Here is a 19,096-nt window from a genome sequence, read left to right as displayed (position 1 = left end):
GCAGGGGCGCAGTTCGTTTCACCCATGACCTATGTATTTGAAAACCGGGCAAGATTGTCCCGCCCGTGAGCAGTGACTCGCCCAGCGTGGACGAGTCCGCGCCCGCGGAGGCCACGGCATCCGCCATTCATCATCATAAGGACGGGCTCGCCAAGCTCGCGCTCGGCGCGATCGGCGTCGTTTTCGGCGATATCGGCACCAGTCCGCTGTACGCCTTTCGCGAGACCTTTGCCGGCCACCACAAGCTGGCGCTCGATCCCGCGCACATCTGGGGCGTCGTCAGCCTGATGTTCTGGTCGATGACGGTCGTGGTGACGTTCAAATATGTCTCGATCATCATGCGCGCGGACAACAAGGGCGAGGGCGGCAGCCTGGCGCTGCTCGCGCTGATCAACGGACAGACCAAGACGCGGCGCTGGTCGAACGGCATCATCCTGCTCGGCGTGTTCGCGACGGCTTTGTTCTACGGCGACTCGATGATCACCCCGGCGGTGTCGGTGCTGTCGGCCGTCGAGGGGCTGGCCGTTGCGGCGCCTGCGTTCGGCAGCCTGGTGATCCCGATCGCGGTGCTGATCATCATCGGCCTGTTCATGATCCAGCGTAACGGCACGTCGCGCGTGGGGCTGTTCTTCGGGCCGATCATGCTGGTCTATTTCGCGGTGATCGCGACGCTGGGCCTGCTGAGCATCGTCCACACGCCCGCGATCCTCTGGGCTTTCTCGCCGCATTATGCGGTCGAGTTCTTCATGCTCGATCCGATCCGCGCCTTCCTCGCGCTCGGCTCGGTCGTGCTCGCAGTGACGGGTGCCGAGGCGCTTTATGCGGACATGGGGCATTTCGGGCGCAACCCGATCCGCGTGTCCTGGCTGTTCTTCGTGCTGCCGGCGCTGATGCTGAACTATATGGGGCAGGGCGCGCTGCTCTTTCGCGAAGGCGATCACGCTTTGCGCAGCCCATTCTACATGCTCGCGCCCGAGCATCTGCAGCTCCCGCTGGTCGTGCTCGCCACGGCTGCGGCGGTGATCGCCAGCCAGGCGGTTATCTCGGGCGCCTTCTCGGTGACTCAGCAGGCAATCCAGCTCGGCTTCATCCCGCGCCTCCGCATCGAGCACACCAACGCCGCGACCGCGGGGCAAATCTATATCCCGCTGGTCAACTGGGCGCTGCTGGTGATGGTTCTGCTGCTGGTGATGTTCTTCCGCACCTCGTCCAACCTCACCTCGGCCTATGGCATCGCGGTGACGGGCGCGATGCTGATCGACACCTGCCTGCTCTCGGTCGTGCTGTTCCGCCTGTGGCATTGGCCGAAATATTACGCGATTCCGCTGCTCGCGGTCTTCTTTCTGGTCGACGGCGCCTATTTCGCGGCGAACCTGACCAAGGTGCCCTCGGGCGGCTGGTTCCCGCTGCTGGTCGGCTTCATCATCTTCACCTTCCTGACGACCTGGTCGAAGGGGCGGCAGCTGATGATCGACCGGATGCGCGAGGCGGCGATGCCGATCAAGGTGTTCATCCAGTCTGCCGCGACCTCGGCGACTCGGGTGCCGGGCACGGCGGTATTCATGACCTCCTCGCCCGAGGGTGTGCCGCATGCGCTGCTGCACAACCTCAAGCACAACAAGGTGCTGCATGAGCGGGTGATCCTGCTCACGGTGAAGATCATGGACGCGCCCTATCTGCCCGAATCGGAGCGCTTCATGCTCGAGAATCTGGGGGACGGTTTCCACCGCATGATCCTGCGCTACGGCTTCATTGAGGAGCCCGACGTGCCGGTCGCGCTCTCCCGAGTGCATCAATGTGGCGCCGATTTCCGTATGATGGACACCAGTTTCTTCCTCGCACGGCAGACGCTGTTGCCCTCGGCGCGGCCGGGCATGATGATCTGGCGCGAGAAGCTGTTCGCCTGGATGCTCCGCAACGCGGAAAGCGCGATGGAATTCTTCCGCCTGCCGACCAACCGCGTGGTCGAACTCGGCAGCCAGCTCGAGATTTGAGCGAGGCCGCGCCGATTATCGTGACGGCTTTGCTCGGCAAGGCCGATGCGGCGTGGTTCGATGGCCTGCGCCGCGCGCATTTCCCGCCGGAGCGGAATCAGCTGGATGCGCATCTCACGATGTTCCACCACCTCGCGCCCTCGCTCGAGGCCGAGCTGAAGCACCGGCTGGCCGGCGAGACTCGCGGCGTGAACTCGCCCCAGGCATGGGCGGCTGGCCTGGTCTCGCTTGGCGGCGGTGTCGCCTTCCGGATCGAGAGCCCTGAACTGGCCGATATCCGCGACCGGCTGGCCGAGGCATTCGCGCCGATGCTGATGCCGCAGGACCGCGCCGGCTGGCGCCCGCATGTGACGATCCAGAACAAGGTGCCGCCACAGCAGGCCAGAGCGTTGCTGCGGGTGCTGGAGGCCGATTTCCGGCCGCGGCCGGTCGTGATCGCGGGGCTGGCGAGCTGGTGGTATCGCGGCGGACCATGGGCGCCGCTGTCGCGTCACATGTTCGCTTGACCAGAACGGGCGAGCGCTCCTATAGGCGCCGCTCTCGAATGGCTGGGGCGGAGTAGCTCAGCTGGTTAGAGCACGGGAATCATAATCCTGGGGTCGGGGGTTCAAGTCCCTCCTCCGCTACCATATCGTAGTGGGCCCACCTGCCATTCGCGATCCTCACAGACTGACCGAATCGATCCAGCGCCGCGCGCGCCGGGAGATGTCGGCCGGCAAGTCGGCCGGGTCGGCCTCGATGACTCCCTCGATCTCGATCGACCAGCGCTTCGGCCGGTAGATCACGTTGTGCACGAGGAAGACCGAGGCGCGGTCCTGGCGGTTATGGAGTGGCTCTTCTACCTCGAAAACCAGGCTCGGCGCGTCATGCGCCGTCATGCCGATTTCCTCGCGCAACTCGCGCAGCACATTCTGCTCGGCGCTCTCCCGAGGCTTGCGACCGCCGCCTGGAAGGTGCCAGCCGCGCGCATAGCTCAGTTTCACGAGGATGATCCTGCCCGCAGGGGTGATGGCGACGGCATGCGCCCCATCGACATCGGGTCTAGTCAGAGCCCAGAGGCGACCGCGCCCATATTGGAAACCGCCGACCAGGAGCCGGAGTGCCTTCCGGTACAGGGTGTGGATCAAGGATCTTCCCCTCAGACCGCCGCTCGTGGCGGGAAGTGCCGCGACTTGGCGCTGACATGCTGTTTTGGCATCAAGGAAGCAATGCGCTTGCCGAATTCATATTGGCCTCCGCCTTTTCTGCCCTTCGCAATTCGGCTAGCGGAGCCTGATCCAAGGAGATGCCCATGAAGACCCGCGCCGCCGTTGCATTCGAGGCGAAGAAGCCGCTTGAGATCGTCGAGCTCGACCTCGAGGGACCCAGGGCCGGCGAAGTGCTGGTCGAGATCATGGCGACGGGCATCTGTCACACCGATGCCTACACGCTGGACGGGCTCGATTCGGAAGGGCTGTTCCCGAGCGTGCTCGGCCATGAGGGCGCCGGCATCGTGCGCGAGGTCGGGCCGGGCGTGACCAGCGTGAAGCCGGGCGACCATGTGATCCCGCTCTACACGCCCGAATGCCGCCAGTGTAAGTCGTGCCTCAGCGGCAAGACCAACCTGTGCACCGCGATCCGCGCGACCCAGGGCAAGGGGCTGATGCCCGACGGCACCAGCCGCTTCAGCTACAAGGGCCAGACCATCTTCCACTATATGGGCTGCTCGACCTTCTCCAACTTCACCGTGCTGCCCGAGATCGCCGTCGCCAAGATCCGCGAGGACGCGCCGTTCAAGACCTCGTGTTACATCGGCTGCGGCGTCACGACTGGCGTCGGCGCGGTGGTGAACACCGCCAAGGTGCAGGTCGGCGAGAATATCGTGGTGTTCGGGCTCGGCGGCATCGGCCTCAACGTGCTGCAGGGTGCGCGGATGGCGGGCGCCAACAAGATCATCGGCGTCGACATCAACCCCGACCGCGAGGAATGGGGCCGCCGCTTCGGCATGACCGACTTCATCGACGCCCGCGGCAAGTCGCGCGAGGAGACGATCGCGGCGATCCTCGCCCTCACCGATGGCGGCGCCGACTTCACCTTCGATTGCACGGGCAATACCGAAGTCATGCGCACCGCGCTCGAGGCGTGCCATCGCGGCTGGGGCACCAGCATCATCATCGGCGTGGCGGAAGCGGGCAAGGAGATCAGCACGCGGCCGTTCCAGTTGGTCACCGGGCGCAACTGGCGCGGCACCGCATTCGGCGGCGCCAAGGGCCGCACCGACGTGCCGAAGATCGTCGACTGGTATATGAACGGCAAGATCGAGATCGACCCGATGATCACGCATGTCCTCAGCCTCGAGGAGATCAACAAGGGCTTCGACCTGATGCATGCCGGCGAGAGCATCCGCAGCGTCGTGGTCTACTGATGGAGACCGTTAGCACCAACAGGGCCCATGGCGGCGTGCAGGGCGTCTATCGCCACGCATCGACCGTGACGGGCACGCCGATGACCTTCTCGGTGTTCGTGCCCGAGCATGACGACGGCGTGAGGCTGCCGGTGCTCTGGTATCTGTCGGGGCTGACCTGCACCCACGCCAACGTCACCGAGAAGGGCGAGTACCGCGCCGCCTGTGCCGAGCAGGGCGTGATCTTCATCGCGCCCGACACCTCCCCCCGCGGCGACGAGGTGCCGGACGACGAGGCCTATGACTTCGGCAAGGGCGCAGGCTTCTATGTCGATGCGACCGAGGAGCCCTGGTCAGCGAATTTCCGCATGCGCAGCTATATCGAGGACGAACTGCCCGCGCTGATCGCGGCGGAGTTCCCGATGGCTGATCTGACGCGCCAGGGGATCACGGGCCATTCGATGGGCGGGCATGGCGCGCTGACCATTGCACTGCGCAACCAGGGGCGGTTCAGGAGCGTCTCCGCCTTCGCGCCGATCGTGTCGCCGCTACATTGCCCCTGGGGCGAGAAGGCGCTGACCGGCTATGTCGGCGCGGACCGCGAGGACTGGCGGACCTATGATGCCTGTGCGTTGATCGCCGATGGTTTCCGTATGCCGGAAATCCTTGTCGATCAGGGGGATGCCGATAGTTTCCTTACAGAGCAGCTCAAGCCGGAATTGCTGCGCGAGGCCTGCGCCCAAGCGGGGATCGACCTGACCTTGCGGATGCAGCCCGGGTACGACCACAGCTATTATTTCATCTCCAGCTTCATGGCTGACCATGTCGCCTGGCATGCCACCCGGTTGAAGGGCTGAAAGCAAAACTGCACCTCCCGGCCATTCCGCCGGCGCCACGCCGACGCCATGTTGCCAGCGGACACTGATCGCCCCTAGATGCGGGCGACCTCATCACGGACGATTCCATGACCACCCATTCGACCCGCATGCTCATCCTCGGCTCCGGCCCGGCCGGCCTTTCCGCCGCCATTTACGGCGCGCGCGCCGGCCTGGCGCCGATCGTCGTCCAGGGCATCCAGCCCGGCGGCCAGCTGATGACCACGACGGACGTCGAGAATTACCCGGGCTTCAAGGACGTGATCCAGGGCCCATGGCTGATGGAGCAGATGCAGGCCCAGGCCGAGCATGTCGGCACGCGCATGATGTGGGACACGATCGTCGAGATCGACCTTTCGCGGCGTCCCTTCCGGCTGATCGGCGACAGCGGCGACGTTTATCAGGGCGACGTGCTGGTCATCGCGACGGGCGCTCAGGCCAAATGGCTGGGCCTCGACAGCGAGGAAGCGCTGAAGGGCAAGGGGGTCAGCGCCTGCGCGACCTGCGACGGCTTCTTCTTCCGCGGCAAGAAGATCGCGGTGATCGGCGGCGGCAACACCGCGGTCGAGGAAGCGCTGTACCTGACCAATCACAGCCACGACGTCACCTTGATCCATCGCCGCGACTCGTTCCGCGCCGAGAAGATCCTTCAGGACCGGCTGTTCGCGCACAAGAACGTGAAGGTGCTGTGGAACAAGGAAGTCGAGACCTTCGTCGACGGCGGCGGCAACGCCGGACTCGTCGCGCTCGACCTGGTCGACACCGTCACGGGTGAGAAGTCGCGGCTCGACGTCGAGGGCGGCTTCGTCGCGATCGGCCATCATCCGGCGACCGAGCTGTTCCGCGGGCATCTGGAACTCGACAGCGACCATTATATCAAGGTCCAGACCGGCTCCACGAAGACGAGCGTGCCGGGCGTGTTCGCCTGCGGCGACGTGATGGACAAGGTCTATCGCCAGGCAGTGACGGCGGCGGGAACGGGCTGCATGGCCGCGCTGGATGCCGAGCGCTTCCTTGCCGAAGCCGATTTCGAGGTTGCCGAAGCGGCCGAGTGACGCCCTGAGGGCCGCGCGACTCTCGAACTTATCGGTGTTACTGGTTCGCCTTGCTCGCAGCGAAGCGGACCAGGGCCCCGAAAGTCTCCAGCATCTCGCCATCGACCTCGTCATCCTCGATCAGGATGCCCAGCCGTTCCTCTAGTTCCGTCAGCATGCCAGCCACGGCCATGGAATCGAGTTCCGGCAGCGCGCCGAACAGCGGCGTCTCGCTGCGAAAGGCGCCGACGCGCTCCTCGCTCAGGCCAAGCACATCGCGCAGCACCGCGCGGACCGCGGCATCGATTTCGGCATTGTCGTCAGGAAGCACTATGAACCCCGGTTTCATCCCTTGTTGGCTTCGCCGTTAGAGACTGGGCGGTAGGATGCCAAGTGCGGGCCTTGGCAGCACAGGTGCGCGGTGCGTATCAGGAAGCATGATACCGCTAGATCCCGTGCCGCAGCCGATCGACGCATTGCCCGCGCGCGGCGCGACGGGCGATGTGGCGCTGGTCGATCGGGCCGGGAGCCTGGATTTCGCCGAGCTCGAAGTGCTGACGGGGGCCTTGGCGGCGTGGCTGGCCGGGCAGGCCCTGCCGCCAGGGGCACGTGTCGCCTCTTGGCTGCCCAAGGCGCGCCTTGCCTGTGTGCTGCCGATGGCGGCGCCGCGCGCGGGCCTGATCCATGTGCCGATCAATCCGGTGCTGAAGCGGGCGCAGGTCGCGCATATCCTTGGCGACAGCGGCGCGGCATTGCTGGTGACTCAGGCGGCGCGTGAGTCCTCGCTCGAGGCCGGCGACGTGCCGGGCGAGTGCAGGCTGGCGCTGGAGGATGAGGCAGTCAGTGATGACGTCATCCCGCCATCCTCCGCCGATACAGATGCGTTGGCGGCCATCCTCTATACCTCGGGTTCCACGGGCCGGCCCAAGGGCGTGATGCTGAGCCATGCCAATCTGTGGCTCGGCGCGATCTCGGTCGCGCATTATCTTGACCTCTCGCCTGTCGACCGCGTGCTGGGCGTGCTGCCGTTGAGCTTCGACTATGGCCAGAACCAGCTTTTCTCGACTTGGGCCGCGGGCGCGTCGGTGGCGCCGCTCGACTATCTCACTGCGCGTGACGTCATCAAGGCGGTCGACCGGGTCGAGGCGACGAGCCTGGCGGGCGTGCCGCCGCTCTGGGTGCAGCTGCTCGAGGCGGAATGGCCGGTCGAGACCGCGGCGCGGCTGAGGCGGCTGACCAATTCAGGTGGCGCACTGACGCCAGGCATGATCCGGGCATTGCGGCAGCGTTTCCCGCAGGCCGATCTCTATCCGATGTACGGACTGACCGAGGCATTTCGGTCCACCTATCTGTCACCCGAACTGGTCGATACCCATCCCGAGGCGATCGGGCGGGCGATTCCCTTTGCCGAGGTGATGGCCGTGCGCGCCGACGGGTCGCGTGCCGCGCCGGGCGAGCCTGGCGAACTGGTCCATGCCGGGCCGCTGGTCGCACAGGGTTATTGGGGCGATGCCGAGCGGACCGCGCTGCGCTTCAGGCCAGCGCCCGGCTGGGCTGAGCATGGCGGCACGGCCGTGTGGTCGGGCGATACGGTGATCGAGGGCGTGGACGGCCTGTTTCGCTTCGTCGGGCGCGACGACGAGATGATCAAGAGCGCCGGCAACCGGATCAGCCCTACCGAGGTTGAAGAGGCAGTGCTGTCGGGCGGCGAGGTGGCCGAGGCGGTGGCGATCGGCGTGCCCGATGCCCGGCTCGGCCAGGCGATCGTGGTGGTGGCGCGGGCGAACGGTGACGCGGGCGCGGCGGAAGCGGGGTTGCGGGAGCGTCTGCGACGGGAGTTGCCGAGCTTCATGCAGCCCGCGCGCTATGAATGGGTAGAAGCGATGCCACGGAATGCCAATGGCAAACTCGACCGGGCGGCCATCACACACTCCGTTCGCCCTGAGCTTGTCGAAGGGCTGCCTTCTTTGGCTGAAGGGGAAGAACAGGGCTTCGACAAGCTCAGCCCGAACGGGGAGGGGGGAACCCCTCAATCAGATAGGGGAGCGACGTCATGAAGCCGATGGGCACGATTCCCACGGAATTTCGTGGCGACGGGCCGCTGATCATCGCGGGCAGAACGGCCGAGGAATGGATTCAGGTGGCCGGCGATACGCCGCTGTTTGTCTATGATGTCGGCATGGTGAAAGCGCGGATCACGCGGCTGCGCGCGGCGATGCCGGCGGCGCTCGATCTTCATTATGCGATCAAGGCCAACCCGTTCGCGCCGCTGATTGCCGCCATGGCGCCGCTGGTCGACGGTCTGGACATCGCCTCGAAAGGAGAGATGGCGCTGGCGCTGGCGGCGAAGCCGGGCAGCGCGATCAGCTTTGCCGGGCCGGGCAAGCGGGACGACGAGATCGCCGCGGCGATCGAGGCGGGGGTGACCCTGAACCTGGAATCAGAAGGCGAGGCAAACCGCGCGCTGACCACAGCGGAACGGCTCGGCGTCACGCCGCGGCTTGCGATACGGGTCAATCCCGAGATCGAGCTGCGCGGATCGGGCATGCGCATGGGCGGCAGGGCCTCCCCCTTTGGGGTGGACGCGGAGCGGGCGGGCGCGCTGGCGAAGCAGGTGATCGCGGCCGGGGCGGACTGGCGCGGATTCCATATCTTTGCCGGATCCCAGGCGCTTGACCCACAGGCGATCATCGAGACCCAGGCCGAGACGCTGGCGCTGGCCGGACGTCTGGCGGACGAGGTCGGGGTCACGCCACCGCTCGTCAATCTCGGCGGCGGGTTCGGCATTCCCTATTTCCCCGGCGAGGTGCCGCTTGACGTCGAGGCGATCGGGGCGGCGCTGGCCGAGCGCCTGACGTCATTGCCGGATGCCCTGGAGGGTACGCGTTTTGCGATCGAGCTTGGGCGCTGGCTGGTCGGGGAGGCGGGCGTCTATCTGACACGCGTGATCGATCGGAAGGAAAGCCGCGGCGAGCTGTTCCTGGTGGTGGACGGCGGGCTGCACCACCAGCTCGCGGCCTCGGGCAATTTCGGCACGGTCGTGAAGCGAAACTATCCGGTGGCGGTCGCCTCCGCCAGGAAAGATGCGCCCGTCGAGACCATCAGCGTCGTCGGGTGCCTGTGTACGCCGCTCGACCGCCTGGCGGACCGAGTCGTGTTGCCCGCCGCCCGGCCCGGGGACGTGGTCGCCATCTTCATGGCTGGCGCCTATGGCCTTTCCGCGAGCCCCGCCGCATTTCTGGGGCACGACTTGCCGCGCGAGATTCTCGCCTAGAAGACCACCATTGCCGCGCGGACGGTCAGCGCGACCAGGCAGAGCGTGGCCAGGGTGAAGATCGAGAAGCGGACGATCACCCGATTCACCGTGACCTGAACGATGCTGTGCACCACGCGCAGACCGACATAGGCCCAGGCGACCCATAGTGCATTGCCATTGCCCATGCCGCTCAGCGCCAGAGTCAGTGCGACGGCGTAGAACAGCGTCGGCTGTTCCATGAGATGGTTGTAATTGTCGGCCGGCCACTGCGCCTCGGCCGGGATGCGCGCACGCAGATCGGCCCCGTTGCCGCCAACCAGGTTCCTGGTGTCGATCTTCGCGGCGCTCATTGCCGGAATGCGCTTCGCGTACATCCAGAGCCACATTACGAGGCTCCAGGCAACCAGCGCGACAACGGGCGCAAGGATCCGATGTTCGGTCATGACGACAGTTCCCCTCCTGTTATGCGGAGAAGCTGCCTCAATCGTGACGGAGGCGCAATACTGGCGCCACGGGGTCGGTCACGCCCTTACAAGTAACAAGGGGTCGGAACGACCGTGTGCGGCGTTCCGACCCCTGTCAGCGCTCGTCGATCTCGGGCGCGCCGATCAGTCGAAGCTGGCGCCCCAGCGGCGCTTGGTGCGGGTCTTCCACAGGCCGCGGTGATAAGCGTCCGACGCCAGCAGCGGCATGACCGAGCCCGCTTCCGCGAACACCATCTGCTCGATGCCGGTGTTGACCTTGCCCCAGCTCGCGGCCTCCTGCAGCGTCGAGGACGAGCAGGCGCCGTCGCGCACGTCGGCGACGGTGATCTGCACCGCATATTTGTGTACCTGGACGTCGTCATGGCCGAGGATCTCGGCGCAGACCACGGTGTCCTGGATGAAGTTTTTCGGCACGCCGCCGCCGATCATCAGCAGGCCGGTGGTGCCGGCCTTGATCTTGATGTCGGTCAGCTCGCGGAAGTCGGCGATGGCGTCGAGCACCATGTACGGCTTGCCTTCCTTGGCGCGGTCTACCTGGTGCTTGACCAGCCCGAAGCCGGCCGAGCTGTCGACGAACGCCGGGCAGAAGATCGGCACGTCATGCTCATAGGCGAGCTTGACCAGGCTGTTATCCTTCTTGCCGTTCTCGACGAGATACTTGCCCATCGCGCGGATGAACTCGCGGCTGGAATAGGGGCGCGGCTCGAGGCCGTTCGCGATCTCGTAGATCGTGTGGTCGCAATCCTGGAGCTGCTCTTCGTCGATATAGGTGTCGTAGATGCGATCGATCAGCAGCGAGCGCAGCGTGTCGTCGTCCGGCACTTCGAGCGCCTGATAATGCTTGTGGCCAAGGCCCTCGAAGAAATCCATGTCGACGATCGACGCGCCCGTCGCGACCACACCGTCGATCATGTTGTTGCGCAGCAGCTCGGCGTACAGGTCCATGCAGCCGCCCGCCGAGGTGGACCCGGCGATTACCAGGAAGATCGAGCAATCTGGATCGGCGAGCATCTGGTTGTAGATGTCGGTCGCGCGGCCGAGATCGCGGCTGGTGAAGCTCATCTTCTTCATCGCGTCGACGATCGGGCGCGCGTCGAACTTGGTGATGTCGATATGCTCGACCTGAGTCGAGAGCAGCTCTGCCTTACGGGTGTCGTTGATGGCTTCGGTCATTACAGTCTCCTCATTCCCCTCCCGCTTGCGGGAGGGGTTAGGGGAGGGCAGGTCGCCACAACCCCAATGAATACAGGCCCTCCCCCTACCCCTCCCGCGAGGCGGGAGGGGGGAAGAAGAGCGGTAGTGGTTGCTAGTTACAGCGTGACGACGTTCGAAGCGACCTCGCGCTCGTCGCTGACGTACAGGGACGCCATCGGTTCGTCCTCGACGATCACCGTCTCGTCCGATCCAAAGCCGTTGAACGCCGTGCGCATCGCGCAGCCATAGGCCCCGAGCATGCCGATCTCGATATAGTCGCCGGCACGGGTGTCGGCTGGCAGCAGGAACGGGCCGGCCATGTGATCCATATCGTCACAGGTCGGGCCGTAGAAGCTGAACTCCATCAGCTTCGCCCGGCTGTCAGGCTCGCGCAGCAGCTCGACCGGGAAACGCCAGCCGATATGCGCCGCATCGAACAGCGCGCCATAGGCGCCGTCGTTGATGTAAAGCTCGTCGCCACGGCGACGCTCCACCCGGACGATCAGCGAGCTGTATTCGGCGCAGAGCGCACGGCCGGGCTCGCACCACAGCTCGGACGAATAGCTGACCGGCAGGCTTTCGAACGCACGGTGGATCGTCTCGAAATAACGCTCCAGCGGGGGAGGCTCCATGCCCGGATAGCTGGACGGGAAGCCGCCGCCGACATCGATCACGTCGACCGTGACCGCCGCGTCGACGATCGCCGCACGGACGCGCTCAAGCGCGTTCGCATAGGCTTCCGGCGTCATCGCTTGCGAGCCGACATGGAAGCAGATGCCAAGGGCATCGGCAGCCTGACGTGCCGCGAACAGCAGCGCCTTGGTCTCGCCGGGTGCCGCGCCGAACTTCGACGCGAGGCTGAGCTTGGAATGCTCCGACGACACGCGCAGGCGGACACAGAGCGTCAGATCCTGGGCGCCGCGAGTGGCGCGGACGATCTTGTCCAGTTCCTCGAGCGAATCGAGCGAGAAGACGCGGACGCCATGCGTGAAATACGCCTCTTCGATCGCTTCCTCGGCCTTGACCGGATGCATGAAGCACAGGGTCGCGCCGGGAACGGTGCGGGCGACGAGCCGTACCTCGGCAATCGAGGCGACGTCGTAATGCGTGATTCCGCTCTCCCACAAGACCTTGAGCAGGTCCGGCGAGGGATTGGCCTTCACGGCGTACATCGAGCGGCCCGGAAACTTCTCGACGAAGAAGCGGGCGGCACGCGATGCGGCGTGCGGGCGAATGAGCGTTACCGGCTGAACCGGTCCGTGCTTAGCGATATCGATGCCGCGAACGGCGTTCGAAAGGGTGGTCGCTAACCCCAGCGCGCTATGATGCTTGTGCAACTCAAGGGACCTCCAAGTGCCTAATGGCGGACGAAAGCTGCCTTGCGGTTGGAAGTCCCATGGGGCAGCGGGAAGCGCGAAATAGGGTCGACTTTCTCCAATGTAAAGTGGAATTGGACCCACGGAGGCATGATGTGACATTTTTGCGACAACCTACCCGTGCGGGCGTGCGAGACGCCGCAGCAAAGATCGCGGGAATCCTGCCGCCGTCGCCGCTGTTCGTGATGGAAATCCGTGGAATTTCAGTGGCTTTCAAGGCGGAGTCGTTGCAGCCGGTCGGCGCGTTCAAGCTGCGTGGGGCGTGGCATCGGCTCACCGCAATCGACGAAGAATCGCGCCGAAAAGGCGTTGTGGCCTTCTCTTCGGGCAATCATGCGCAGGGTGTCGCCTGGGCGGCGAAGCGGCTCGGCATGCCGGCGGTGATCGTGATGCCGGCCGATGCGCCGAAATCGAAACGCGACGGGACGCTGGCGCTGGGGGCGGAGGTGGTCAGCTACGACCGCGCGACCCAGAGTCGCGAATCGATCGCCGCGCAACTCGCCGAGGCGCGGGGTGCGGTGCTGGTGCCGAGCTTCGACGATCCCTGGATCATCGAGGGGCAGGGGAGCGCGGGAATCGAGGCATCGGCGCAGATGGTCGAGCGTGGGCTGGGCGAGCCAGTGCAGGTGATCGTGCCGTGCGGCGGTGGCGGACTGGCGGCGGGAATCGCACTGGGGCTGCGCGATGCCTTCGTCACGGTGGTCGAGCCAGAGGGCTGGGACGATATGCGCCGCTCGCTCGAGGCCGGCTGGATCGAGCCGGTAGGACCGAATCCGCCGCCGACGGCGTGCGACGCGCTGCAGACGACGCTCGTCTCGCCGCTAACCTTCGACGTGCTGTCGCGGCGCGGCGTGCAGGGCGTGGCGGTGAGCGAGCGCGAGATTCGCAACGCCCAGCGCTGGGCGGCGGAAAAGCTGCGGCTGGTGGTGGAACCGGGCGGCGCGGTGGCGCTCGCCGCCTTGCTGGCGGGCAAGGTCGAGATGGCGCACGGGACGCTGGTCATCCTGTCCGGCGGCAATGTCGATTCGGCGGCATATGGCGCCGTGCTGGCCGGGGGTGAGTAGGATGGACGGCTATCTCGGCGCGCTCGGCGGAATCGCGCAGGCCATGTCGGCGACCGCGCCGGCGATCAGCATGCTGGCGGTGTTCGCGCTGATCATTGGCGGGATCTATCTGCTGGTGAAGAAGCGCGAGCGGCAAAAGGGCATCTTGATGCTGGTTCTAGCGGTGGTGATCTTCGGCAACGTGCTGGTCTGGACGCTTTAGGCTTGGCCGATCAAGTCGAGTGCGAGCTGCTCGATCTCGTCATGCCAGGCCAGCCGGGCGCGCCAATGCGCGGGGATGCCGCTCGCCCCGTATAAGGCGCCGGCAAGCTGGCCGGTGATCGCCGCGACCGTATCCGCATCGTCGCCGAGATTGGCGGCGAGAAGAATCGCCTCTTCGAAGGATTTGGCGTTTCCGACGCACCACAGCGCGGCCTCGAGGCTGTGAACGACATAGCCGCTCGACGAAATCCGATCGCGGGCCTTGTCGCGCCAAGAGCCCGCAAAGATTTCGGCTACGCGTGGTGAGCCATCGAACGCGAACGACGAGAGAACCTCGTCCCGCGACGCGCCGAGGATCGCCCGGGCAGTGAGTAATGCGAGGCCCTCACACGCGTCCTGACATTCGTCTGCAGCATGAGTCAGGCGGCTTTGTCGGCGCGCGATGTCGGCGATCACATTTTCGCCGCGATGCGCACCCCAGATGGCGACGGGTGACAGGCGCATCAGCGAACCGTTGCCGGCACTGAGTGGGTCAAACGATCCCGCGAATGGATGGCCGTCGTTTTCGAACTGCTGAAGCGCCGTGCGGGTCGCCATGCCGATATCGAAACAAGTGCCGGTGCAGCTATACACGCCCCAGCGGAACCAGTTCACGAACCGCGACATGCAGTCGCGAGGATCGAACCCCTCCGCTTTGACGAGGCTGTTGCCGAGCGCGAGCGCCATTGCCGTATCGTCGGTCCATTCACCCGGTTGCAGGTCAAATGGTCCGCCGCCAACCATGTCAGTCAACGGTGGTTGTGTATCGCGGGTCGTGAATTCGAGGGTCGTACCGACCGCGTCACCCGTGGCAAGCCCGAGCAATGCGCCGATGGCGCGATCCTCGATGCTTGCCGGAATCGTCACCGGATCGGCGAGTTCGGGTCGAGCCGCATGTCGAGATACTGATCCACCGAGGTCATCAATTCGGGCATTTCATGCTCGAAGAAGTGGTTCGCCTTCGGGATCGTGTCGTGATGGATCGTGATGTGCTTCTGCGTGCGGAGCTTGTCGACCAGCTTCTGCGTCGCGAGCGGAGTCACCACTTCATCCGCTTCGCCCTGGATGATGATGCCCGAGGCCGGGCAGGGCGCGAGGAAGGTGAAGTCGTACATGTTCGCGGGCGGCGCGATCGAGATGAAGCCGCGGATTTCCGGACGGCGCATCAGCAGCTGCATGCCGATCCACGCGCCGAAGCTGACGCCGGCGATCCAGGTGGTCGAAGCTTCCGGGTGGAAGCTCTGCACCCAGTCGAGCGCACTTGCGGCGTCCGAAAGTTCGCCGACGCCATTGTCGAAGGTGCCCTGGCTCTTGCCGACGCCGCGGAAGTTGAAGCGCAGGGTCGCGAAACCGCGGCGCTGGAAGGTCTTGTAGAGCTCCTGCACGATGCGGTTGTTCATCGTGCCGCCCGACGACGGGTGCGGATGCAGGATCATCGCGACAGGCGCGCGCGGGCGCGGCGCGGGAGCGAAACGGCCTTCGAGACGGCCGTCGGGACCGGGGAAAATGACTTCTGGCATGGGACCTGCTGACAAAAATTCGGTGAGCGCGTGGGCCGCGCGGAATTGGGCGCTATATAGGCATGACGCGCCCCGGCGCAATCATTGTGCCCATGAGGACCCCCGACACTTGGCCGACCGCATCTATCTCGATCATGCCGCGACGACGCCGATGTTGCCCGAAGCGGTGGCCGCGATGGCCGATGGCATGGCGCGCTGGGCCAATCCGTCGTCGCCGCATGCCGAAGGGCGGGCGGCGCGGGCAGTGCTGGAAGAGGCTCGCGGACGGATCGCGGCGGCCTATGGCTGGGCGGGCGAGACGATCCTGACCAGCGGGGCGAGCGAATCGCTGGGGATCGCACTGAACCGGTCGGTCGCCGAGCGGCGGGCGATCTCCGCGGTGGAGCATGATTCGGTGATGCGGGTCGCGCTCGATGCGGCGGTGCTGCCGGTGGATGCGGCGGGCCTGGTCGACATGGCTGCGCTGGCCGAGGTGCTGGCGGGGCCGGGGCGGGTGCTGGTCGCGGTGCAATGGGCGAACAGCGAGACCGGCGTGCGCCAGCCGGTCGCGGCGATCGCCGAGGTCGTGCATGCGGCGGGGGGGCTGTTGCTGGTCGATGCGGCGCAAATGCCGGCGGGGGCGGACAGCGACGTTGTGGCGCATGCCGATTTCGTGGCGATCTCGGCGCACAAGCGTGGCGGGCCGCCGGGGGTTGGTGGATTGCTGGTGCGCGACTTCTCCTCGCTGATCCCGACTGGTGGGCAGGAGCGCGGCTATCGCGCCGGGACCGAGAATCTGCCCGGCGTGCTCGGTTTCGCGGCGGCACTGGGCGTGGCAGAGGATATCGAGCGCCTGAGGGCGCTTCGGCTGAAGCTGGACGACGCCATTGCACGGTCGGGCGGCGAGGTGGTGGCGCGGGGCCAGCATCCGGCGATCGGCGCCTATCGCATGCGGGGTCTCGCCGCGACGACTCAGCTGATCCGGTTCGACATGGCCGGGATCGCGGTGTCGGCGGGCAGCGCCTGCTCCTCGGGCAGCATGAAACCCAGTCATGTGCTGGGCGCGATGGGCTGGAGCGTCGATGCGTCACGCGAAGTGGTGCGGGTGAGCTTCGGGCGGTCGACCACCGAAGCGGCTGTCGACGCCTTCATCGCGGAATGGCGCAACGTGTCGCGGGCGGCGCGGGCGTTCGCGGCGTGATCTATCTCGATTATCAGGCGACCACGCCGCTGGCACCCGAGGCGTTGGCGGCGATGGTGCCCTGGCTGCAGAACCAGCACGCCAATCCGCATTCGGCGCACGCGCCTGGACGTGCGGCGAAGGCAGCGGTCGAGGTGGCGCGGGGCGCGGTCGCGGCGTTGCTGCCGGCGGGCGGATCGCTGAGCTTCACCGGCGGGGCGACCGAGGCGATCAACTGGGCGATCAAGGGCGTTGGCGCCGGGCGGATCGTCACATTGGCGACGGAGCATGCGGCGACGCTCGACACGGTCGAGGCGCTGGCGCGGGCGGGCAGGGCAGTCACCGTGCTGCCGGTCAAAACCGACGGACTGCTCGATCTGGAGGCGGCGCGGGCGGCGATCGGGCCGGGGACGGCGCTTGTGGTGGCGATGCTGGTCAATAATGAGATCGGCGTGATTCAGCCGATCGCCGAGCTTGCGGCAATCGCCCATCAGGCGAACGCGCTGTTCCTGTGCGATGCGGTGCAGGGTTATGGCCGGATGGCGATCCCCGACGGGTGCGACCTGATCGCGATCTCGGCGCACAAGATTCATGGCCCGAAAGGCATCGGCGCGTTGTGGATCCGTGACGACGTGACGATCGAGCCGTTGCTGCACGGGGGCGGGCAGGAGGCAGCCGGTCGGTCCGGTACGCTGTCGCCCGCCTTGTGTGCCGGCTTCGGCGCGGCCGCGAAGCTGATGCTCGACTATTGCCATGACGATGCGCTTCACATCGGCCATCTCTGGGATATGGCGATCGAGGCGCTGGGAGAGGGCTGGGCGATCAACGGCGCGGTGAGGCAGCGCTATCATGGCAACCTCAATATCCGCCGCGACGGGCTCGATGTGAATCGGCTGATGTCGGCATTGCGCGATATCGCCTTTTCGGCTGGCTCGGCCTGTGCCAGCGGGTCGGGCCGGTCGAGCCATGTGCTGCGCGCGATCGGGCTGAGCGAGGCGCAGGCGCGGTCGAGCATCAGGCTCGGCTTCGGGCGGTATACGACGGAAGAGGAACTGGTGATCGCCATCGACCGGATCAATGCCGCCGCTGCGGCGCAGCAGATCGCCGCGTGATGCGGGTGCGCTTCATCCGAATCGACGGATCGATCAGCGAGGTCGAGGCGAAGGCCGGCGACCGGCTGCTCGAGGTGGCGCAGGCCGATGCCCAGCCGCTCGAGGGGACGTGCGAGGGGCAGATGGCCTGTTCGACCTGCCACGTCATCCTGGATGCGGCCGATTTCGACCGGTTGCCGCGCCCGAGCGAAGATGAAGAGGACATGCTCGATCTCGCAGCGGGCGCCACGCGGACCAGCCGGCTGTCCTGCCAGATCTGGCTCGACGAGACGCTCGACGGACTAACCGTACGGATTCCGGGTGAAGTTCGGAACATGCAGGGCCGTTGATCATTCCGCTCCCGTGCCTTCATGGCACGCAGGAGAAGAAACCCATGAAGATCTTGGCTTTGATGGCAGCAGGCCTGATTGGCGCCGCCGCCCTGACCCCCTTGCCGGCGGCCGCTGCCGGTAGCGGACAAGTGGTGGTGCATGAGCGGACCACGGTTCGCCACGTCAGCACGAACCGCCACAATCGCTGGCGCTGGAAGACGGTATGCCGCACCAAATGGCGCAACCATCATCGGACGCGGGTCTGCAGAAAAGTTCGCACTCACTGGTAACCGCACTTTCCGGGAGATCATCCAAGGAAAGGAAATTTCATGAAAACGATCGCTCTCATGTCCGCCGCGGCGCTTGCCGCAATCGCCATGGCGCCGGTGACGGCAACAGCCGCGCCGCATCATGGCTGGAAATGGAAGACGGTCTGCAAGACCGGCTGGCATCACGGCCACAAGACGCGCGAATGCCACAAGGTCCGTACCCGCTGGTAAAGCGGGCTTGATCACTCCGCCCGACTCCCCCATATGCGCCGCGGGAGTCGGGCGGACGTGGTCGTCGCCAACCCGGTCAGATCCGGAAGGAAGCAGCCGCAACGATTTCGCCGCGGGTCGTTCCGGCTCCCACCTATTCCAGCCGCGCGGCTCCATGCATTGGAGGGCCTTCGGCGGCGCGCAGCTCCTCGCGAAAGCTTTGGAGAGCGCTGTAACTGGTCTCCATTCGCAGTTCCGCTGATTGACCCTCAATCTGCTGATCCTTGACGAGCGCCACGACGAGGAGTCGGCCGGTTCTGCCGAGGGGTTCAATACGAATGCGGACCTCGGGAATGTCGAATATGGCTTCTTTCTCGCCTTCGACCTGCCTCCCATAACCGATGAGCAGCTCGGGCGCGTTGTCAGTCCCAATGGGATAGCGATCCAAAGCCGTGCCGAAATCCGAAAGAACGCTGCGATGCGTGTAACAGGCGCCGCTCCTCGCCGCGAAGCCGGATGAGGCCATGTTGATGTAGATTTCATCGCTCCAGGCATCGTCGGGCTGCCAGTCGATCTGCAAATAGTTGGTCATCGCCGCCTCCCGACGTGACGAA

At 65.8% G+C, this 19,096-nt stretch carries 22 protein-coding genes, 1 tRNA gene and 1 other RNA gene; 16 read left to right on the top strand and 8 right to left on the bottom strand.

Annotated elements, in window-relative coordinates; all coding sequences use genetic code 11:
• The first annotated feature begins 125 nt into the window (after nucleotides 1–125).
• The 3 genes from ACZ1I5_RS10255 (at nucleotide 126) to ACZ1I5_RS10245 (ending at nucleotide 2,623) form a co-directional block, all read left to right on the top strand.
• Nucleotides 126–1,994 carry a potassium transporter Kup gene (locus ACZ1I5_RS10255; protein WP_465173939.1) on the top strand — a complete coding sequence of 623 codons (1,869 nt, stop codon included), beginning with the start codon at nucleotides 126–128 and terminating at the stop codon, nucleotides 1,992–1,994.
• Complete coding sequence (locus ACZ1I5_RS10250; protein ID WP_465173588.1) at nucleotides 1,991–2,500, top strand: 2'-5' RNA ligase family protein; 510 nt, start codon at nucleotides 1,991–1,993, stop codon at nucleotides 2,498–2,500. The genes ACZ1I5_RS10255 and ACZ1I5_RS10250 overlap by 4 nt, the downstream gene beginning before the upstream one ends.
• 46 nt (nucleotides 2,501–2,546) lie before the next feature.
• A tRNA-Met gene (locus ACZ1I5_RS10245) sits at nucleotides 2,547–2,623 on the top strand.
• 33 nt (nucleotides 2,624–2,656) lie between these two features.
• On the opposite strand, the gene ACZ1I5_RS10240 is transcribed toward ACZ1I5_RS10245, so the two are convergent.
• Nucleotides 2,657–3,121: an NUDIX domain-containing protein gene (locus ACZ1I5_RS10240; protein ID WP_465173587.1), complete on the bottom strand. Its 465-nt coding sequence runs from the start codon at nucleotides 3,119–3,121 to the stop codon at nucleotides 2,657–2,659.
• A gap of 164 nt (nucleotides 3,122–3,285) precedes the next feature.
• On the opposite strand from ACZ1I5_RS10240, the gene ACZ1I5_RS10235 reads away from it, so the two are divergent.
• The 3 genes from ACZ1I5_RS10235 to trxB all read left to right on the top strand — a co-directional run bounded on the left by ACZ1I5_RS10235 (nucleotide 3,286) and on the right by trxB (nucleotide 6,307).
• On the top strand, nucleotides 3,286–4,398 hold the full coding sequence (locus tag ACZ1I5_RS10235) for an S-(hydroxymethyl)glutathione dehydrogenase/class III alcohol dehydrogenase (protein ID WP_465173586.1): 1,113 nt from the start codon (nucleotides 3,286–3,288) through the stop codon (nucleotides 4,396–4,398).
• Nucleotides 4,398–5,234 (top strand): S-formylglutathione hydrolase, encoded by an 837-nt coding sequence (fghA, locus tag ACZ1I5_RS10230; RefSeq protein WP_465173585.1) that lies wholly within the window; start codon nucleotides 4,398–4,400, stop codon nucleotides 5,232–5,234. Before ACZ1I5_RS10235 ends, fghA begins: the two co-directional genes overlap by 1 nt.
• 107 nt (nucleotides 5,235–5,341) lie before the next feature.
• Nucleotides 5,342–6,307 (top strand): thioredoxin-disulfide reductase, encoded by a 966-nt coding sequence (trxB, locus tag ACZ1I5_RS10225; protein WP_465173584.1) that lies wholly within the window; start codon nucleotides 5,342–5,344, stop codon nucleotides 6,305–6,307.
• Between the two features lie 37 nt (nucleotides 6,308–6,344).
• Here the strand turns inward: trxB and ACZ1I5_RS10220 are convergent, their stop codons facing one another.
• Entirely contained in the window at nucleotides 6,345–6,617 is a 273-nt protein-coding gene (locus ACZ1I5_RS10220) for an acyl carrier protein (RefSeq protein WP_465173583.1), read from the bottom strand.
• Nucleotides 6,618–6,723: 106 nt separating this feature from the next.
• Between ACZ1I5_RS10220 and ACZ1I5_RS10215 the strand changes: the two genes are divergently transcribed.
• Both ACZ1I5_RS10215 and ACZ1I5_RS10210 read left to right on the top strand, forming a co-directional pair.
• Entirely contained in the window at nucleotides 6,724–8,343 is a 1,620-nt protein-coding gene (locus ACZ1I5_RS10215) for an acyl-CoA ligase (AMP-forming), exosortase A system-associated (RefSeq protein ID WP_465173582.1), read from the top strand.
• The gene (locus ACZ1I5_RS10210) at nucleotides 8,340–9,560 is read left to right on the top strand and encodes a pyridoxal-dependent decarboxylase, exosortase A system-associated (RefSeq protein WP_465173581.1); all 1,221 of its coding nucleotides are present in this window, start codon (nucleotides 8,340–8,342) and stop codon (nucleotides 9,558–9,560) included. The genes ACZ1I5_RS10215 and ACZ1I5_RS10210 overlap by 4 nt, the downstream gene beginning before the upstream one ends.
• Here the strand turns inward: ACZ1I5_RS10210 and ACZ1I5_RS10205 are convergent.
• From ACZ1I5_RS10205 to ACZ1I5_RS10195, 3 genes are all read right to left on the bottom strand, one after another.
• Nucleotides 9,557–9,985, bottom strand: a complete 429-nt coding sequence (locus ACZ1I5_RS10205) for an MAPEG family protein (RefSeq protein WP_465173580.1) — start codon at nucleotides 9,983–9,985, stop codon at nucleotides 9,557–9,559. The two genes, ACZ1I5_RS10210 and ACZ1I5_RS10205, sit on opposite strands and share 4 nt — an antisense overlap.
• Before the next feature lie 165 nt (nucleotides 9,986–10,150).
• The gene (locus ACZ1I5_RS10200; protein WP_465173579.1) at nucleotides 10,151–11,200 is read right to left on the bottom strand and encodes a 1,9-bis(guanidino)-5-aza-nonane synthase; all 1,050 of its coding nucleotides are present in this window, start codon (nucleotides 11,198–11,200) and stop codon (nucleotides 10,151–10,153) included.
• 137 nt (nucleotides 11,201–11,337) lie between these two features.
• On the bottom strand, nucleotides 11,338–12,558 hold the full coding sequence (locus ACZ1I5_RS10195) for a type III PLP-dependent enzyme (RefSeq protein WP_465173578.1): 1,221 nt from the start codon (nucleotides 12,556–12,558) through the stop codon (nucleotides 11,338–11,340).
• Between the two features lie 134 nt (nucleotides 12,559–12,692).
• On the opposite strand from ACZ1I5_RS10195, the gene ACZ1I5_RS10190 reads away from it, so the two are divergent.
• Both ACZ1I5_RS10190 and ACZ1I5_RS10185 read left to right on the top strand, forming a co-directional pair.
• Nucleotides 12,693–13,661, top strand: a complete 969-nt coding sequence (locus ACZ1I5_RS10190) for a threonine ammonia-lyase (protein ID WP_465173577.1) — start codon at nucleotides 12,693–12,695, stop codon at nucleotides 13,659–13,661.
• A gap of 1 nt (nucleotide 13,662) precedes the next feature.
• Entirely contained in the window at nucleotides 13,663–13,863 is a 201-nt protein-coding gene (locus tag ACZ1I5_RS10185; RefSeq protein WP_465173576.1) for a hypothetical protein, read from the top strand.
• On the opposite strand, the gene ACZ1I5_RS10180 is transcribed toward ACZ1I5_RS10185, so the two are convergent.
• Together ACZ1I5_RS10180 and ACZ1I5_RS10175 are read right to left on the bottom strand one after the other, a co-directional pair.
• The gene (locus tag ACZ1I5_RS10180) at nucleotides 13,860–14,726 is read right to left on the bottom strand and encodes an ADP-ribosylglycohydrolase family protein (protein WP_465173575.1); all 867 of its coding nucleotides are present in this window, start codon (nucleotides 14,724–14,726) and stop codon (nucleotides 13,860–13,862) included. The genes ACZ1I5_RS10185 and ACZ1I5_RS10180 overlap by 4 nt on opposite strands.
• A 38-nt stretch (nucleotides 14,727–14,764) precedes the next feature.
• Nucleotides 14,765–15,421, bottom strand: a complete 657-nt coding sequence (locus ACZ1I5_RS10175; RefSeq protein WP_465173574.1) for an alpha/beta hydrolase — start codon at nucleotides 15,419–15,421, stop codon at nucleotides 14,765–14,767.
• Between the two features lie 109 nt (nucleotides 15,422–15,530).
• On the opposite strand from ACZ1I5_RS10175, the gene ACZ1I5_RS10170 reads away from it, so the two are divergent.
• From ACZ1I5_RS10170 to ffs, 6 genes are all read left to right on the top strand, one after another.
• Nucleotides 15,531–16,601, top strand: coding sequence for a cysteine desulfurase family protein (locus ACZ1I5_RS10170; protein ID WP_465173573.1), 1,071 nt, complete (start codon nucleotides 15,531–15,533; stop codon nucleotides 16,599–16,601).
• A complete protein-coding gene (locus ACZ1I5_RS10165) occupies nucleotides 16,559–17,692 on the top strand; it encodes a cysteine desulfurase family protein (protein WP_465173572.1) in 1,134 nt (377 codons plus the stop codon). The genes ACZ1I5_RS10170 and ACZ1I5_RS10165 overlap by 43 nt, the downstream gene beginning before the upstream one ends.
• Nucleotides 17,689–18,021, top strand: coding sequence for a 2Fe-2S iron-sulfur cluster-binding protein (locus tag ACZ1I5_RS10160; protein ID WP_465173571.1), 333 nt, complete (start codon nucleotides 17,689–17,691; stop codon nucleotides 18,019–18,021). Before ACZ1I5_RS10165 ends, ACZ1I5_RS10160 begins: the two co-directional genes overlap by 4 nt.
• 44 nt (nucleotides 18,022–18,065) lie before the next feature.
• Nucleotides 18,066–18,293: a hypothetical protein gene (locus tag ACZ1I5_RS10155; RefSeq protein WP_465173570.1), complete on the top strand. Its 228-nt coding sequence runs from the start codon at nucleotides 18,066–18,068 to the stop codon at nucleotides 18,291–18,293.
• A gap of 39 nt (nucleotides 18,294–18,332) precedes the next feature.
• Nucleotides 18,333–18,503, top strand: a complete 171-nt coding sequence (locus tag ACZ1I5_RS10150; RefSeq protein ID WP_465173569.1) for a hypothetical protein — start codon at nucleotides 18,333–18,335, stop codon at nucleotides 18,501–18,503.
• Between the two features lie 39 nt (nucleotides 18,504–18,542).
• An RNA gene (gene ffs, locus ACZ1I5_RS10145) (signal recognition particle sRNA small type) lies at nucleotides 18,543–18,640 on the top strand.
• Here the strand turns inward: ffs and ACZ1I5_RS10140 are convergent.
• The gene (locus tag ACZ1I5_RS10140) at nucleotides 18,637–19,074 is read right to left on the bottom strand and encodes a hypothetical protein (protein WP_465173568.1); all 438 of its coding nucleotides are present in this window, start codon (nucleotides 19,072–19,074) and stop codon (nucleotides 18,637–18,639) included. The two genes, ffs and ACZ1I5_RS10140, sit on opposite strands and share 4 nt — an antisense overlap.
• Nucleotides 19,075–19,096: the final 22 nt, after the last annotated feature.

The organism is Sphingomonas sp. BL-S-30 (genome assembly GCF_055521475.1).
This window is presented reverse-complemented; position numbering and strand designations above follow the sequence as displayed.